Below are 16,082 nucleotides of genomic sequence, written 5' to 3'. Positions count from 1 at the left end.
TGTCGCATTCCTTGATCTCAATGCTGCCGGAACGGCCATTGCCGCCCCGGCAGAAACTCGCTCCAAGCCTAGTTCTTGTTGATGTACTCCGCCGCGTTCGCCGGCGTGACCAGTTCGAAGGGCACGTAGACGACGCGGTCGACCTTTTCGCCCTTGGCGAGCGCAAGCGCTGCATCGACGCCGCCGCCGCCCTGGCCCTTGGCGTTCTGGAACACCGTCACAGAGAGCTCGCYGGCCTTCATCGCCTGCAGGCCGTCCTGCGTGGCGTCGATGCCGCCGACCACGACGTTCTTCATGTCGATGCCGTTGGCCTTGAGCGCCAGGATGGCGCCGATGGCGGATTCGTCGTTGTTGGCGATGATGGCGTCGGGTGCGGCGCCAGCGGTCAGCCAGTTGGTCATCAGGTTCTGCGCATTGTCGCGCGACCATTCCGACGACTGCTTGTCGGTGACCTTGATGAAGTTGCACATGTCGGTRCCGAAAATCTGCTCGACATCCTTGGTGCGCTGCAGCGCTGCCTGATGCACGAGGCTGCCCATGATGATGTAGGCGCTGGCGCCGGCCGACTTGCCCCTGGCGCGCARCATCTTGCAGACCTCGAAGGCTTCCAGCGTGCCGGACTCGACTTCGTTCGAGCCGACATAGACCTGTTTCTCTGGCAGGTTCTTCATGTCCGACGGCTCGAGATTGACGAAGACCAGCGGGATGCCGGCCTTGGCGGCCTCCTCGCTGATGGTTTTCGAGGCATTGGTGTCGACCAGCGTGACGATGATGGAGTCGACGCCRCTGGCGATGAAGTTCTTGACCTGGTCGAGTTGCTTGGCGACGTCGTTATGCGCGTCCTCGATCTGGATGTCGGCGCCCTTTTCCTTGGCGCGGGCCTCCATGCCGTGCATCAGCAGCGTCTGAAAATTATTGTCGAAGTCGACGATCGAGACGCCGAGCTTGGCAGCGAAGGCGCTGGTCGGCATCGACATCAAAGCGGCGAGCGCCGTCGAGATGAGAAGCTTCTTCACGGGTTTCCTCCCTTTGCGGATGGGTGCCGGTTCACCCCGCTTATCTTTCCGGCCCTTTCGGGATGGCCTGGGTGGATGGCCGAAGGCCATCTCACCGGCGGACGGTCGCGGCCGTCACGCGGCTGTCTTCACGGGCGTCACTTTGCGGCGGCGGCGTTGGCGCGCGCCTTCTTCTTCTCGTAGCGGGCCTGCATGCGGGCCTCGCCTTCCTTGCTGCCGTCGTGGAAGGTGCCGAACCAGCGGTCGAACGGGATCAGGCCGTCGCCGTAATTCACCTCGAAATATTTGTGGTGGAGGTAGTGGATATAGGCGTGGCTATCGACCGCTCGATCCTCGGTCAGTTCCACCTTGTCGAAGCCGACATGGCCCGGAATGGCGCCGAAGCCGGCATAGTGGAGCTGGTAGAGCGCCAGCAGCGGGTTCGACGGGATGATCAGATGCCAGAGGGCGACGCCGAGATAGCCGAGCTGCTCGACCGGATGCATCGACAGCGACGACCAGGGCGACGGGTTGACCGAATTGTGGTGCACCGAATGCACCCATTTGTAGAGCGGGCCCCAGTGAATCGTCCGGTGCAGCAGGAAGAAATGCGTCTCGTGGATGATCGGCACCACCAACGCGATGCAGAACAGGTAGACCGGGTGCTCGGCAAAGGTCAGCCAAGGCACGKAGCCATTGGCGTAGGCGTAGAGGATCGCCACCTCGATCGCCGTCCAGATCGGCATGCCGGTGCCGAAGGTGCGCAGCATGTTGTCGATGTTCTGGTTCTCGAAGAAGAAGGCCTTGCTCTTCTGCTCCGACGGCCATTTGCCGTTGTATTTAAAGCGGTTGCCCTGGGCTCTCAAAATGTAGAGTCGAAGCTCGAAGGCGCCGAAGAAGACGAGCAGCGCCGCGCAGTTGACGATGAAGAGGCGCAGGATCCAGCCGAGGGAGAGCGTCTTCATTACCTCCACATCCGGCAGCACGAAGCGCCACCAGACAACCGCCGTGACGGCGAAGAGTAGATTGTAGGGCAGGAAGTAATGCGGCAGCCATTTCAGCACCGCCAGCGGGCGCGGCGGGAAGGCAAAGAGCGGCGCGGTGCCGGCCGGCTCGTTCGGAGCCCAGTCGCCTTTTTTGTTGCGCGTGCCGAATTGCAAATCGTCCATGGCTGGCCTCACAAGGACTGGGAAAGAGTGAGGAAGCGGTCGTAGGCGGCATCGTCCATGTCCACCTGGTGCTTCGCTTCCGGATAGGTGCCGCCGGCGACGTCGCGGCCGAAGGCGCGGAAGGCGGCGATGCGCTTTTCCTGCAGCTCGGCCTCCAGCGTGACGAAGTCGGCATAGCGCTTGGCGTGGCGCGGATAGTGGCCGGTGTGGGTGCCGAGCACGTCGCAGGAGAACAGATACTGCGTGTCGCAGGCCGTGCCGCAACCCATGCCCATGGTGATCAGCGGAGTGGAGCGCGTGATGTGTTGGGCGAGGCGCACCGGCACCACCTCGACCTCGATACAGGCGGCGCCCGCATTCTCCAGGTCCTTTGCCGCGCGCAGCACCTTGAAGGCTTCTTCGGCCGAGCGGCCGACGGCGCGGAAGTTGGTCCAGGTGGCGCGGTTCGGCACCAGGCCGACATGGCCGGTGACGGGAATGCCCTCGGCCGCCATGGCCTCGATGAAGCGCGGCGAATGCGAGCAATAAACCGCATCGGCGCCGCGCTTCATCATGGCGAAGCCGAGCCGCACCGCCTCCTCGGGCGAAGCGACCGCGCCATGCGGCATGCCGACGGAGAGGAAGGCGAAGGGCGCCGCCTGGCGGATGGCTTCGAGATTATGGTCTGGCTCGCAGGACAGGATGACGATGTCGCAGGCGACCGCCGCGGCTGCCTCGGCCGGCGTGTCGACATGAAGCTGCAGCCATTTCTTGCTGCCCTTGGCGCTCTGCAGGTCGTAGGCCGTCAGCCGTCTTGTCACCGGTGATCCTCCTCGTTTGGCGGGTTGGGACGATCGCGCTCGTGAAAGTCCCCCCTCACCCGGATTGCCGACCGAATTGCGAAGGGCAATTCGGGGCAATCCAACCTCTCCCCGGGGGAGAGGAGCCGCAACGTCGGTGCCGGCCCTCTTATCCCCTCGGGGAGAAGGTGGCCGCGAAGCGGCCGGATGAGGGGGAGAATTCACACGCGCTCATCCTCCCGTTCGCAGTCGAGTTAGCACCACGCCGGCGCCAAAGGCTCGCGCTACGTTGATCAAATCAGATCAGAGGTTCTCGGCGGTGAAGGTGACGAAGCGGATCGGCGGATTCTCGACCGGCAGGTCGTGCAGGTTGAGCGCGGCCAGCACGAGGTCGATGGCGCGGCGCGCCTGCGCTTCCGGCGCCTGGTCGAGCACGACATCCATCGTGCCGTCGCGCAAGGCCCGCGTGCTGCGCTCGGTGAGTTCGTGGCCGACGAAGAAGATCTCGCGGCCACGTGGATGGCGGCGCAGCACCTCGTTCAGCGCGGTGTTGGCGCCGCCGGCATTGTAGAGGCCGGCAAGGTCGGGCCAACGCACAAACGCCTCGTGCAGCTGCTCGGCGTTGCGGTCGCCGTCGTCGAAACCGAAGAGCGCTGCTATGGGCTCGAAGTCTCGCCCCTGCTCGATCAGGTAGTCGAAGAAGCCGCGCACGCGGTCGCGGTGGACGCGGTAGATCTGGCTGTGGCAGATCGCGACCACCTTCCCGGGCTGCCGCTGCATGYGCGCCATCAGCAGTCCCGCCATGCGGCCGGCGGCGTAATTGTCGATGCCGACATAAGTGCTCTTCGAGCCGGAGATCTGCGTGACGATCTGCACCGTCGGGATGTTTTGCGCTTCCAGTTTCGCGAGCGCGGCGCTCACCAGCGGATGATCGGGCACGGCGAGGATGAGAGCGGCGCGGCGCAGGTCAGGCTCGAGGATGCGCTTCGCGATTGCCGCCGGGTTGGCCTCGTCGAGGAAAGTTCGATGGACGGCGATGGTGCGGTCGAGCGTGGCGGCAATGCGCTCGAAGGCGCGCGACAGCCTGGCGAAGAAGGTCGCGTCCGGCCTCACCAGGATCACCTCGATGCGGATGACGCCGCGATGCGCCTCCGGCAGGCGGCGCGGATAATCGAGCGAGCGGGCGGCGGCGACCACCTTCTCGACGGTCTCGGGGCGCACCCCGCCCCTGCCGTTCAACACGCGCTCAACCGTCGCCGTGCCGACGCCAGCGCGGCGGGCAATTTCGAGAAAGGTCGGCTTTGGAATGGGCGGGGCTCCTGGGGATATTTGTGAGGACAAAGTAGCCAGCAGCCATTCGGTTTCCAAGGCAAGGTTGGCGTTCCTTCGCGCCCCCCTCTGTCCTGCCGGACATCTCCCCCACGAGGGGGGAGATCAGAGGTCCCATCGGCTTTCGCCAATCGCCAGCGATGCAGGAATGGCGCCTTCGGCGAAGCTGCCAATCTCCCCCCTCGTGGGGGAGATGTCCGGCAGGACAGAGGGGGGCGCCGTAGGTAGAAATGCCGGCGACACAAACTCAGTCCGCAGCTTGACCATGCCCCACACACCCCCGCCGCCAAGACATCGCGCCAATGCGAAATCCATGCGCAAGGTCATGACTGACGCGGAGTTGAAGTTGTGGAACGAACTCCGAGCCCACCGGCTCATGGGTCTTGGCTTCCGCAGGCAATTTCCGATCGCGGGCTACATCGTCGACTTCGCTTGCCCGGAGAAGAAGCTGATCGTGGAGGTCGATGGCTCGCAGCATGGCGACGCGGGTCATGCGGAAGCCGATGAAGGCAGAACCAAGCGGCTAGAGCAGGATGGCTGGACCGTCCTGCGCTTCTGGAACAACGATGTGATCCGCGACATCGACAATGTCTGTCAGCACATTGTTATTGTGGCGGGATTGGCTGGTCCGACGTGAGAGGTCGGCGAGCGGTCTCATCCGATAGGTCGGCGGGACAGCGCCCCCCTCTGTCCTGCCGGACATCTCCCCCACTTGGGGGGAGATCAGACGTCGCGGCCGCTTTCGCCAATCGCCGGCGTTGCAGGACCACGCCTCAGAACAAAAACGCCGCGGTCGCCGGGTCCGGTCCGGTGCGGCCGTCGGCGGAATCCATGCCGCGGATGGTCTGCAAATCGCCTGCATMCAGTTCGAAATCGAAGACGTCGAAATTGGCGGCGATGCGGTCCTGGTGGATGGACTTCGGGATGACGATCAGGCCCTCCTGCAGGTGCCAGCGGATGATGACCTGCGCCACCGACTTGGAGTGCTTCTTCGCGATTTCCCCGAGCGTCGGGTCGGCGAGCAGCCGGCCGCTGCCCAGCGGGCTCCAGCTTTCGATCTTGATGTCGTGCCGCTTGTGGAACTCCCTGCTGCCGCGCTGCTGGAAGCGCGGGTGAAGCTCGATCTGGTTAACGGCGGGCGTCACGCCGGTCTCGCCGATGATGCGCTCCAGATGGTCCTGGTTGAAGTTCGAGACACCGACCGACTTGATGCGGCCGGCTTGCTTGAGCTCGACCAGCGTCTTCCAGGCCTCGAGATATTTGCCCTGGCTGGGCACCGGCCAGTGGATGAGGAAGAGGTCGATCTCGTCGATGCCGAGTTTTCGCATCGTGTCGTCGAAGGAGCGCAGCGCCGCATCGCGCTGATGCCCGCCGTTGCGCAGCTTCGAGGTGATGAACAGCTCGCCGCGCGGCACGCCGGCGGCGCGGATCGCCTCGCCGACGCCTTCCTCGTTCTGGTAGCCTTCGGCGGTGTCGATCAGCCGGTAGCCGGCCTCGATGCCCCAGCGCACCACTTTTGCCGTGATGCCCGGATCGACCTGCCACACGCCAAGCCCGATCTGGGGAATGGAGGCGCCGTCGTTCAATGTCAGCTGTTCAGGCATKGGTGATTCCTTCTGCACGTTTTTTGCCCCGCTCTATCTAGGCTGCACGCTGATGAATGCGAGTCGATGACACCGAAGCTGCCCACCGCACCGTGGAACCTAGTCGCCCTTGGCCGACTTATGGTTAAGCGGGGGGCGCGAACCACGGGTGCCATGGCAGACGTTAGAAAGCGTATTTCATCTGCTCGCGAGAATGAGACAAGCTCGCCGCAAGGACAGGTTCGCAACCGCTTCATCATCGTCATCGGCGCGTCGGCAGGTGGAATCGAGCCGCTGAAGACGATCGCAAGCGACCTGCCGCCCGATCTGCCGGCAGCCGTCTTCGTCGTTGTCCATGTCGGCCAGGTCAGCTATCTGCCGGCAATCCTCGCCCACGCGGCAACCCTCAAAACCTCGGTTGCCAAGAACGGCGCGACCTTCAAGGCCGGCAACATCTATGTGGCGCCACCCGGCTTCCATCTTCTGCTGCACAACGATCACATGATGCTGCGGCGCGGCCCGCGCGAGAACCTCGCCCGGCCGGCGATAGATCCGCTGCTCCGCTCGGCGGCGCTGAGCTACGGCGCAAGCGTCATCGGCGTGCTGCTCTCGGGTTCGCTTTCCGATGGCACCGCAGGCCTGAGGGCCGTCAAGGCTGTCGGCGGCGTTGCTGTCGTCCAGCACCCCAGGGACACGCTAGTGCCTGCGATGGTGGAAAGCGCGCTGCACTATGTCGAGATCGACCATTGCGTGCCGGCAGCCGAGCTCGGCAGCTTACTTGCAAAGCTGGCAGCCGAGCCGGCCGGCAAAACCTTGCCCGCGCCGCCCGCTGTCAGGCTGGAAGCGGCCGTCGCCGCACAGGAGCATTCGACCATGAAAAATGAAGATCGACTTGGCGAACTGTCGGTGTTTACATGCCCGGAATGCCACGGGCCGCTGTGGGAGATCGAAGATGGTGACATGCTGCGCTACCGGTGCCATACCGGGCACGCCTTTACCGCCGACGCGGTTATGGAAGCGCAGGCGATCGAGGCCGACGAGATCTTGTGGAGCCTGCTGCGGTCGCACCAGCAGCGGGCTGAGTTTGCCCGGCGCATGGCCGAGCGGGAAAAGACACAGCATCGCTCCCAACTCGCCAGCGAGTTTGGCCGGCGGGCAAAGGAATACGAAGCGGATGCCGCTCTGATCGAGCGCATTCTCGAAAGCAGGCGGGTGCAGGCAACAGACGATGGCGCAGTCGGCGAGGAAGGCAAGCACCAGGAAGGTGAGGGCTAATTCGCGCGAAAGCGCGAAAGAGCCCCCACCCTTCCCAATCATCGGGATCGGCGCGTCGGCAGGCGGGATCGGAGCGCTCCAGAAATTCTTTCCCGAAGTGCCGGCCGGCAGCGGTTTTGCCTATGTGGTGATCCAGCACCTCGACGCCGAGCACGAAAGCGTGCTCGCAAGCATCATCCAGCGCTCAACCGCAATCGAAACCAAAACGGCGGCCGAGGGCCTCGAGATTGAGCCGGACCACATCTACGTCACCCCTCCCGGCGTCTCGGTGACCGTCGAGGGGCAGCATTTTCACGTGGCCAAGATGACCACTACGCGTGCCAAACGGACCCCGATCGACGATTTCTTCACCTCGCTGGCGCGGGWTCAAGGAGAGGATGCGGCCGGAATCATTCTTTCCGGGACGGGCAGCGACGGCACCATCGGACTGAGGGCGATCAAGGAACTCGGCGGGCTGACGCTTGCGCAGGAAAGTGCCGAATATGACGGGATGATGCGAAGCGCCGTGCAGAGCGGCATGATCGACATGGTGCTTCCCGCGGAGGAGATGGCGGCAAAGCTGGTCGGCTATTTCAGCCACGCCAAGCGTACCGAAAGCGAGCGCGACCGCCGCAAGCGCGACGTTGCCGAACAGCTTTCGCGCATCGCGGCCCTGCTTCGCGTGCGCACCGGCCATGATTTCAGCGGCTACAAGGACAACACCATCCTGCGACGCATCCAACGCCGCATGCAGGTGCTGCAGATCGACGATCCCACAGCCTTCTACGAACGACTGCGCGACGAGCCGCAGCAGGTGGACCTCTTGTTCCAGGATCTGCTCATCGGCGTGACCAGTTTCTTCCGTGACCCGCAGGCTTTCGAAGCGCTCGAGCGGCTCGTCATCCCCAAGCTTTTCGAGGGTCGCAAGCCGGACGAGACGATCAGGATCTGGGTGCCGGGCTGCGCCACCGGCGAGGAGGCTTATTCGATCGCCATGCTGCTCAAGGAGACCGCGCCGCGCGGTGCTGCCTCGCCCAGCCTGCAGATATTTGCCACCGACATCGACGAGGGCRCACTGGAAGTAGCCCGCGCCGGGCGCTATCCGGCGACGATCGCGACCGACGTCACGCCGAAGCGGCTGAAGGAGTTCTTCTCGCGCGAGGACGGCACCTATCGTGTCGCCTCCKATCTGCGTGAAATCTGCCTGTTCTCGGCGCACAACCTGTTGCGCGATCCTCCCTTTTCCAAGCTCGACCTGATCGCCTGCCGGAACCTCCTGATCTATATGGGCCCAGAACTGCAGGAGAAGATCGTTCCGATCTTCCACTATTCACTGCGCAGCAGCGGCTATCTTTTTCTCGGCTCCTCGGAGAACGTCACGCGCCATGTGCGCCTGTTCTCGACCATCGACAAGTCGAGCCGCATCTTCCAGAAGCGCGTGGGCTCGGCGCAGCGGCTGCCGGAATTTCCGCTCGCCGCCGCAGGCAGGCAGACGGCCCCGAACGCGCGACAGAGGACCGCGACGGTAACCTTGCAAGATGTCGCGGAGCGCTACCTCATCGAGCGCTATTCGCCGGCTTATGTGGTCATCAATGCCGCCGGCGAACTGATGCACAGCTCGGCCGGGACAGGCAAATATCTGGAGCTCGCCGCTGGCGCCCCCGACCACAACATCTTTTCCATGGCGCGCCGCGGGTTGCGCATGGATTTGCGTGCGGCGCTCCACAAGGCGGTCAGCACGGGACAGGTCACGGTCCAGAACAAGATCAGCATCGGCACCAATGGTGGGCGCCAGACTATCAGCCTCGCCGTACAGCCGCTGCCGTCTGACGGCCCCTCCGATCCGCTCTACCTGGTCGTGTTCCGCGACATTGGCGGCATCAAGCCGGAGACCGAGGACGAGCCGGTCCACACCACCGATGATGTCGAGAGCGCCAATGTCAGCCAGCTCGAAAAAGAGCTTAGAGAAACCCGGGAACGGCTGCAGATCACGACGGAGGAGCTCGAATCCGCCAACGAAGAGCTGAAATCCTCGAATGAGGAGCTGTCGTCGATCAATGAAGAGCTGCAATCCTCCAACGAGGAGCTGGAAACCTCCAAGGAAGAGCTGCAGTCGATCAACGAGGAGCTGCAGACCGTCAATGCCGAGCTCAACATCCGCGTTGACGAGCTCAGCCGTGCCAACAACGACATGGCGAACCTGCTCGAAAGCACGCAGATCGCCACAGTGTTCCTCGACCGCGACCTCTGCATCAAGAGCTTCACGCCGACGGCGCGCGACCTGTTCAGACTGGTCGAAAGCGATGTCGGCCGTCCGCTCGCACATGTCCGGCCGCGCTTTCCGGCCGACGGACTTCAGACCGACATGGAACWGGTGCTGCAGCGGCTCGGCACCATCGAGCGGCAGATCGAGGGTGTCGACAATGGCAGGCGCTACATCATGCGCGTGCTGCCCTACCGCACGGTCGACAATGTCATTGCCGGCGTCGTCGTCACCTTCGTCGACGTCACCCAGATCGCGCGGGCGGAGGAAAAGATCGATGCTCTCACACACGACCTGCGCAACCGTGTCGACAGCTTGGAAACGCTCTTTGACGTGGTGCCTGTGGGCATCTTCATCGCCGAGGACGGACATGGCGAGAAGATACGCGCCAATCGCCGTGCCGTGGAACTCGTCGGCCGGCATGCCACGGACGGCAAGCTGACGCCGGTCTCGGCCGTCCTGCCTCTCACTGTCGACGGCAAGGCCGTGGAAAGGGACGATCAACCCCTGCAGAAGGCGATACGGACGGGCAAGGCCATCCACGGCTATGAGGCGCGGATCGAGCATGACGACGGCAGCAGCATCGACGTGAAGATGTCGGCCAACCCGCTGTTCGACGAATCCGGGAAGGTCCGGGGCGCCATCGCGGCGCTGGTCGACATATCGAGCAACAAGGACGCGGAGCGCAGCCAGGAAAGGTTGCTGCATGAATTGCAGCATCGCGTGAAGAACGTCCTCGCCACGATCACCTCGCTCAGCTCACGCATGATGCGCTCGTCGAGTTCGATGGCGGATTTCGCGACGTCCTTCCAGGAGCGCCTGCAGGCGACGGCACGCACGCACGAGGTCCTGTCGGCGCACAATTGGGGAGACGCCGACCTCGAGCAGCTGATCAGGGCGACGCTCTCCCCCTATATCAGCGAGGAGCGCCAGAACCTCGTCCTGCGGGGCCGCCCGTTCCACCTCAACGCAAGCACGGCCGCGACGCTCGGCCTTGTGTTCTACGAGCTCGCCAGCAATGCCGCCAAATATGGAGCGCTTTCGGCCGAAAACGGCCGCGTCGAGGTCTCCTGGGCAATCGAAAAACCGCGTATGTTCTCGATCAAGTGGAAGGAAACCGGCGGGCCGCCGGTCGAGGAGCCGTCACGAAGGAATTTCGGAACAACCTTCATCCAGCAGAGTTTGGAATATGAATTGGGCGGCAGCGCCGGACTGAGCTTCAAGCCTTCCGGCCTCGAGTGTCTCCTTGAGATTCCGTTGCGTCGGATGGAAGTTTCCGACCACATCTTTCGCCCAGGCAAAACATGAACGAGATGACTCCCATACCAGGGCTGCGGATCCTCGTCGTCGAGGACAGCTTCCTGATTGCCTGCGACCTGGCCGACGAGTTGAAAGCGGCGGGGTGCACCGTGATCGGCCCGGAGCCCTCGGTGGAGCAGGCGCTGAAAAGCATCGACGGGGTTACGCTCGACGGCGCGGTGCTCGACGTCAACCTGCGCGGYGAACGCAGCTTTCCCATCGCCGAACATCTCGCCACGCGAGATGTCCCTTTCGTCTTCCTCACCGGCTACGACAGCACCACGATCTTCCCCGATCGATTCCGGGATTCGCCGCGGCTGTCGAAACCCGTCGAGTCCAAATTACTCATCGAGGCGGTCTCGCGCTTCGCCGAGCATCGACAGTGAGGCGACGGAGGGGAAGCGCCTTGGGCGAAGGTGCCAATCTCCGCCCAAGGGGGAGATGTCCGGCAGGACAGAGGGGGCGCTGTCCGGTGATTTCGTCGTCCTAGGGCGAAGCAAGGAGCGAAGCGACGCAGCGCAGACCCTAGGATGACGAATTCATCGCCCCGAAGCGCAAGCCGTCCATCAAGAGCTTCACCAGCCGGCCCGAGCGCTCGCGCCAGTCGGGGGTGTTGGGGGCGGAGTAGATGCCGCCCAGCGCATGGAGCACATCGGACGCATCGACATCGGCGCGGATTTTTCCCGAAGCGGCAGCCCGCTCGACCAGCCCGCGCAGCGCGTTGGAGACGCGGCCGGAGGTGTCGGAGAACAGCGTCGAGTTGGTGGTGAGCAGGATGCGAAGGCTGGTGGCGAGCCCGCGCTTGGTGGCGATGTAGTCGACGAAGCGCTGCATCCATAGYTCCAGCGCGACATCGGCCGGATGCTCGCGGGCGAGTTCCTCCGCCGCCTGGCAGAGACCCTCCACCTCGCGGCGGTAGACCACTTCGACCAGATGCTCGCGCGTCGGAAAGTGCCGGTAGAGCGTGCCGATGCCGACCCTTGCCCGCTTTGCGATCTCCTCCAGCGAGGTATCGACGCCATCGCTCGCAAAAGCCTGCGCCGCCACCTCGACCAGCTTGTCGCGGTTGCGCTGCGCATCGGCGCGCAGCGGCTTTCGCGCTGGCCGTTCGGGCGTTTCTGGCGGCTGGTCGGACAGTTTTTTCTCCACTCTCGCAATATCGGGCTTGAACGCAAGCGGCCCAGCCCCCACGTAGATAAGCGGAGGTTCCTCCGCTTAGTGGAGCATCTTTATCATATAATCAGGGGAAGCGGTATGTCACGTGTTGAAGGACGGAAAGCTTCACCGGTTCGCTGGAGAAGGGCGGAGGCGACGACGAGCTTGATCTCCCCCCTTGCGGGGGAGATGTCCGGCAGGACAGAGGGGGGTGCTGTCCCGCCAGCGTATCAGCTTCTGACAGGCGCTTCCTTCCGACAGATTCTCACCACGAATGTAGATCGCAAACGCCTCATTCCTTCACACCCCCCCCTCTGCCCTGCCGGGCATCTCCCCCGCAAGGGGGGAGATTGGCAGCTTCTACGCCCTCGCCCGACTTCGACCTCGCCCTTGCCCCTCTCCCGCCAAGCCCCATTTCCATCCGCCTAGCGTCCAGCAATCGGAGCCCGACGCCCTATGAATGACCARGCCACCATCAGTCCCACCACGCTTTCCATCCACCTCACCATCAACGGGCGCGATCATGCGCTGGACATCGAGCCGCGCGTGACGCTGCTCGATGCGCTGCGCGAGCGGCTGCATCTGACCGGCACCAAGAAGGGCTGCGACCAGGGCCAGTGCGGCGCCTGCACCGTGCATGTCGACGGCCAAAGGGTGCTGGCCTGCCTGACATTGGCGGCACAGGTCGAGGGCCGCTCGATCACAACCATCGAGGGGCTGGCCGACGAGGACGGCACGCTCAATGCCGTGCAGGCGGCCTTCCTCGAACAGGACGCCTTCCAGTGCGGCTATTGCACGCCGGGACAGATCATGTCGGCGGTCGCCTGCATCCGCGAAGGCCATGCCGGCTCCGACGAGGAAATCCGCGAATACATGGCCGGCAATCTGTGCCGCTGCGGCGCCTATCCGCACATCGTCGCCGCCGTCCGCCAGGCAGCCAGGGAGCTCCGCTCATGAAGGATTTCTTCTACCTCCGCGCCGACAGCGTCGAGGCCGCGCGCAATGCGGCCGTGCTTCCCGGCGCCATGCTGCTTGCCGGCGGCACGACATTGGTCGACCTCGCCAAATGCGGCGTCGTGGAACCTGCCACCGTCATCGACATCAGCCATATCGAGGGGCTCAACGCCATCGATGTCAGCGCCGAGCGCGCGGTGATCGGCGCCCTGGCCAGGATGAGCCATGTCGCCGACCATAGCCAGGTGAAAAGCCATTTCCCGGCGGTCTCGGAAGCGCTCTGGCAGGCGGCCTCGGCGCAGCTCCGCAACATGGCGACCATCGGCGGCAATCTGATGCAGCGCACGCGCTGTCCCTACTTCCGCGATCCGCAAAACTTCCCGGCCTGCAACAAGCGCACGCCGGGCAGCGGCTGCTCGGCGATCGGCGGCGTGACGCGCGGCCAAGCGGTGCTGGGCGTCAGCGAGGCCTGCATCGCCACCTATCCGGGCGACCTCGCCATAGCGCTCGTCGCCTTCGACGCCGAAGTCGATCTCGGCGAGCGGAAGCTCAAGGTCGAGGACTTCTTCCTCGCCCCCGGCGCCACGGCCGAGCAGGAGCATGACATCCGCCCGGGCGAGGTGATCACGGCGATCGAGATCCCGGGTTCGGCGGCTGCCAGACGCTCGACCTATCTCAAGGTGCGCGACCGCCAGTCCTATGAATTCGCCGCGGCGAGCGCCGCCGTCGGGCTGGAGCTCGAGGGTGACGGCCGCACCATCCGCGATATCCGCGTCGCGCTCGGCGGCGTCGCCACCAAGCCCTGGCGGGCGCGCGCCGTCGAGGAGGCGCTGAAGGGCAAGCCGCTCGACGAGGCCACCGTGCGCAAGGCGAGCGAGCTCGCCATGGAGGGCGCAGTCGACCACGGCGCCAACCACTACAAGATCGCGCTTGCCCCTCGCGTTGTCGCCAGAGCCATCCTCAAATTGGGAGAGACGGCATGACCGTTCATGAGATGAAACACGCAGCGTCGGACAGCGCGCGCCTCGAAGCCGTCGGCGGAAGGCTGTCGCGCGTCGACGGCCCGGCCAAGATCACGGGTGCGGCGCATTACGCCTTCGAACAGCAGCTCGAAGGGTTGACGCATGCGGTGCTGATCGGCGCAACAATCGCCGCCGGCAAGGTCACCGCGATCGACAGCAGGGCGGCGGAGACAGCGCCCGGCGTGCTCGCCGTGCTGACGCCCGACACCATCATGGAACTGAGGGGCGCCTCGGACTGGTTCGGCAGCCCGCCATCCAGAAAAACCTACTGCCCCCTCGCCCGCGAGGTCACCTATTCGGGCCAGCATGTCGCGGCGGTCGTGGCCGAGACCTTCGAACAGGCGGTCGCCGCGGCGGCGCTGGTCAAGGTCAGCTATGACGAGGCGCCGGCGATCGTCGACCTCGGCGACGGCGGCGACGGCATCCCGATCGACGCCATGACCAAGGAATGGGGCGACGCCGAAGCCACCTTTGCCGAGGCGCCGGTGCGCATCTGCGCGGCCTACAACACGCCGCGCGAGTTCCAGGCGGCGATGGAGCCGCACGGGCTGATCGCCCGCTGGGAAGGGGACGAGCTCACCGTCTGGGAGCCCAGCCAGTGGCTGGACGGCATGGCGCGCACCTATGCGGAATGGTTCGGCATACCGTTCGAGAAAGTGCGGCTGGTCTCGCCCTATATCGGCGGCGGCTTCGGCTCGAAGGCGCTGGCGCTCGCGCACAGCGCGGTCGCGGCGGCGGCGGCAAAGATGCTCGGACGGCCGGTGAAGCTGGTGCTGACGCGTCCGCAGAATTTCACCTCCTATGGCGGCCGCGCGGCCACCCGGCAGACCGTCGCGATCGGCGCCGACAGAAACGGCAAGATCCAGTCGATCGTGCATCGCGGCGTCAACGAGACGGCGGTCGACGGCACGTGGGTCGAGCCGCTCGGCGCCGTCACCTCGATCATGTATGCCACGCCCAACTTCTCCTCGAAGCAGAATGTCGTGCGGGTGAACACGGTGGTACCGGGGGCAAAACGCGCGCCGGGCGAGAACCCCAGCGCCTTCGGCATCGAATGCGCCATCGACGAGCTCGCTTATGAGCTTGGGCTGGACCCGCTGGAGATGCGGCTGATCAACTATGCCGAGCAGGACCCGCACACCAAGAAGGCGTGGTCGACCAGGCAATTGCGCGAGGCCTTCGCCGCCGGCGCGGAAGCCTTCGGCTGGGCGAAGCGCTCGGCCGAGCCGCGCTCGATGCGCGACGGCCATCACCTCATCGGCTGGGGCATGGCGGCCGGCACCTATCCGGTGCGGCGCGCCTATGGCGAGGCGGTGGTGAAGCTGCTCTCCGACGGTTCGGTCGAGGTCGAAAGCTCCTCCATCGACATGGGCCAGGGCACCTACACGATCCTGGCGCAGACCGCGGCCGAGACGCTCGGCGTTCCGGTGGAGCGGGTCCTGGTCAAGCTCGGCGACTCGCGCCTCGCCCGGGCCGGCGTGACCGGCGGCTCGCGGCTCGCCGGCATCATGACCGGCGCCGTCCACAAGGCGGCGAGCCAGGCGCTGGACGAGCTGATCGGGCTCGCCCTCTCCGATCCGCGCTCGCCCTTCCATGGGCTGCAGGCGAACACGCTTGTCGTGAAGGAGGGCCGCATCGCCTCGCCGCGCGGCGAGGGGCCGGAGCTGTCGATCAGCGAGCTCCTGTCGGCGCTCGGCCGGGAGGGGATCGAAGCCAAGGGCGACACCGTTCCGGCGAGCTTCACGCCGGAGCAGCGCTACAACAACTACACCACCATCGCCATGGCGCTGCCGCACACCGAGGGCGACTATTCGCGCCATTCCTGGTGCGCGCATTTCGTCGAGGTGCGCGTCGACGAGGATTTCGGCACGGTGCGCGTCTCGCGCGTGGTGTCGGCGCTGGATTCCGGCCGGCTCTACAACCCGAAGCTGGCCGAGAGCCAGTGGAAGGGCGGCATCATCATGGGCATCGGCCAGGCGCTGCTCGAGGAAGGCATCGTCGACCGCCGCCACGGCCGCATCGTCAACGGCAACCTCGCCGACTACATGCTGCCGACCAATGCCGACATCCCCGACATCCAGACGATCTCGGTCGGCATCCCCGACCCGCATTCCTCCGCCCTCGGCGGCAAGGGCGTGGGCGAGCTCGGCATCGTCGGCGTGGCGCCGGCAATCGCGAATGCGGTGTTCCACGCGACGGGGAAAAGGGTGCGGGACCTGCCGATCACGCTGGAGAAGTTGATTTAGGGCGCCGGCGCCGAAACTGCCGATCTCCCCCCAA

13 protein-coding genes are annotated in these 16,082 nt (G+C 64.9%); 7 read left to right on the top strand and 6 right to left on the bottom strand.

The features are described from left to right. Nucleotides 1–68: 68 nt before the first annotated feature. The 4 genes from ORS3428_RS23025 to ORS3428_RS23010 all read right to left on the bottom strand — a co-directional run bounded on the left by ORS3428_RS23025 (nucleotide 69) and on the right by ORS3428_RS23010 (nucleotide 4,251). Nucleotides 69–1,016: a substrate-binding domain-containing protein gene (locus tag ORS3428_RS23025; RefSeq protein ID WP_071100586.1), complete on the bottom strand. Its 948-nt coding sequence runs from the start codon at nucleotides 1,014–1,016 to the stop codon at nucleotides 69–71. Between the two features lie 137 nt (nucleotides 1,017–1,153). Next, entirely contained in the window at nucleotides 1,154–2,164 is a 1,011-nt protein-coding gene (locus ORS3428_RS23020) for a sterol desaturase family protein (RefSeq protein ID WP_071100585.1), read from the bottom strand. A gap of 8 nt (nucleotides 2,165–2,172) precedes the next feature. Then, nucleotides 2,173–2,964, bottom strand: a complete 792-nt coding sequence (locus ORS3428_RS23015; RefSeq protein WP_071100584.1) for a 3-methyl-2-oxobutanoate hydroxymethyltransferase — start codon at nucleotides 2,962–2,964, stop codon at nucleotides 2,173–2,175. Between the two features lie 282 nt (nucleotides 2,965–3,246). Beyond that, complete coding sequence (locus ORS3428_RS23010) at nucleotides 3,247–4,251, bottom strand: LacI family DNA-binding transcriptional regulator (RefSeq protein ID WP_071100611.1); 1,005 nt, start codon at nucleotides 4,249–4,251, stop codon at nucleotides 3,247–3,249. 334 nt (nucleotides 4,252–4,585) lie between these two features. On the opposite strand from ORS3428_RS23010, the gene ORS3428_RS23005 reads away from it, so the two are divergent. Next, a complete protein-coding gene (locus tag ORS3428_RS23005) occupies nucleotides 4,586–4,909 on the top strand; it encodes an endonuclease domain-containing protein (RefSeq protein WP_244508074.1) in 324 nt (107 codons plus the stop codon). A gap of 136 nt (nucleotides 4,910–5,045) precedes the next feature. Here the strand turns inward: ORS3428_RS23005 and ORS3428_RS23000 are convergent, their stop codons facing one another. After that, nucleotides 5,046–5,876, bottom strand: coding sequence for an aldo/keto reductase (locus ORS3428_RS23000; RefSeq protein ID WP_071100583.1), 831 nt, complete (start codon nucleotides 5,874–5,876; stop codon nucleotides 5,046–5,048). 153 nt (nucleotides 5,877–6,029) lie between these two features. Between ORS3428_RS23000 and ORS3428_RS22995 the strand changes: the two genes are divergently transcribed. From ORS3428_RS22995 to ORS3428_RS22985, 3 genes are read left to right on the top strand one after another with little or no spacing between them, the layout of a single operon-like run. Then, nucleotides 6,030–7,130 carry a chemotaxis protein CheB gene (locus ORS3428_RS22995; protein WP_071100582.1) on the top strand — a complete coding sequence of 367 codons (1,101 nt, stop codon included), beginning with the start codon at nucleotides 6,030–6,032 and terminating at the stop codon, nucleotides 7,128–7,130. Continuing rightward, nucleotides 7,084–10,680, top strand: coding sequence for a CheR family methyltransferase (locus ORS3428_RS22990; protein ID WP_071100581.1), 3,597 nt, complete (start codon nucleotides 7,084–7,086; stop codon nucleotides 10,678–10,680). Before ORS3428_RS22995 ends, ORS3428_RS22990 begins: the two co-directional genes overlap by 47 nt. Continuing rightward, complete coding sequence (locus ORS3428_RS22985; protein WP_071100580.1) at nucleotides 10,677–11,057, top strand: response regulator; 381 nt, start codon at nucleotides 10,677–10,679, stop codon at nucleotides 11,055–11,057. The genes ORS3428_RS22990 and ORS3428_RS22985 overlap by 4 nt, the downstream gene beginning before the upstream one ends. 139 nt (nucleotides 11,058–11,196) lie before the next feature. Here the strand turns inward: ORS3428_RS22985 and ORS3428_RS22980 are convergent, their stop codons facing one another. Next, nucleotides 11,197–11,820, bottom strand: coding sequence for a TetR/AcrR family transcriptional regulator (locus ORS3428_RS22980; protein ID WP_108723142.1), 624 nt, complete (start codon nucleotides 11,818–11,820; stop codon nucleotides 11,197–11,199). Between the two features lie 462 nt (nucleotides 11,821–12,282). On the opposite strand from ORS3428_RS22980, the gene ORS3428_RS22975 reads away from it, so the two are divergent. Genes ORS3428_RS22975 through ORS3428_RS22965 form a run of 3 tightly spaced genes read left to right on the top strand, consistent with a single transcriptional unit; the run spans nucleotide 12,283 to nucleotide 16,048 of the window. Beyond that, nucleotides 12,283–12,783, top strand: a complete 501-nt coding sequence (locus ORS3428_RS22975; protein ID WP_083355262.1) for a (2Fe-2S)-binding protein — start codon at nucleotides 12,283–12,285, stop codon at nucleotides 12,781–12,783. Then, on the top strand, nucleotides 12,780–13,763 hold the full coding sequence (locus ORS3428_RS22970; protein WP_071100579.1) for an FAD binding domain-containing protein: 984 nt from the start codon (nucleotides 12,780–12,782) through the stop codon (nucleotides 13,761–13,763). The genes ORS3428_RS22975 and ORS3428_RS22970 overlap by 4 nt, the downstream gene beginning before the upstream one ends. Continuing rightward, complete coding sequence (locus tag ORS3428_RS22965) at nucleotides 13,760–16,048, top strand: xanthine dehydrogenase family protein molybdopterin-binding subunit (RefSeq protein WP_071100578.1); 2,289 nt, start codon at nucleotides 13,760–13,762, stop codon at nucleotides 16,046–16,048. The genes ORS3428_RS22970 and ORS3428_RS22965 overlap by 4 nt, the downstream gene beginning before the upstream one ends. Nucleotides 16,049–16,082: the final 34 nt, after the last annotated feature.

The sequence above is a fragment of the Mesorhizobium sp. ORS 3428 genome (assembly GCF_001854785.1).
Lineage (GTDB): Bacteria > Pseudomonadota > Alphaproteobacteria > Rhizobiales > Rhizobiaceae > Mesorhizobium.
Note: the sequence above shows the minus strand (reverse complement) of the source record. Positions and strands in the feature narration are given on the sequence as shown.

Coding starts and splice junctions, on each gene's coding strand:
- ORS3428_RS23005 (WP_244508074.1), top strand. CDS start 4,586: ATGCGCAAGGTCATGACTGACGCGGAGTTGAAGTTGTGGAACGAACTC.
- ORS3428_RS22995 (WP_071100582.1), top strand. CDS start 6,030: ATGGCAGACGTTAGAAAGCGTATTTCATCTGCTCGCGAGAATGAGACA.
- ORS3428_RS22970 (WP_071100579.1), top strand. CDS start 12,780: ATGAAGGATTTCTTCTACCTCCGCGCCGACAGCGTCGAGGCCGCGCGC.
- ORS3428_RS22965 (WP_071100578.1), top strand. CDS start 13,760: ATGACCGTTCATGAGATGAAACACGCAGCGTCGGACAGCGCGCGCCTC.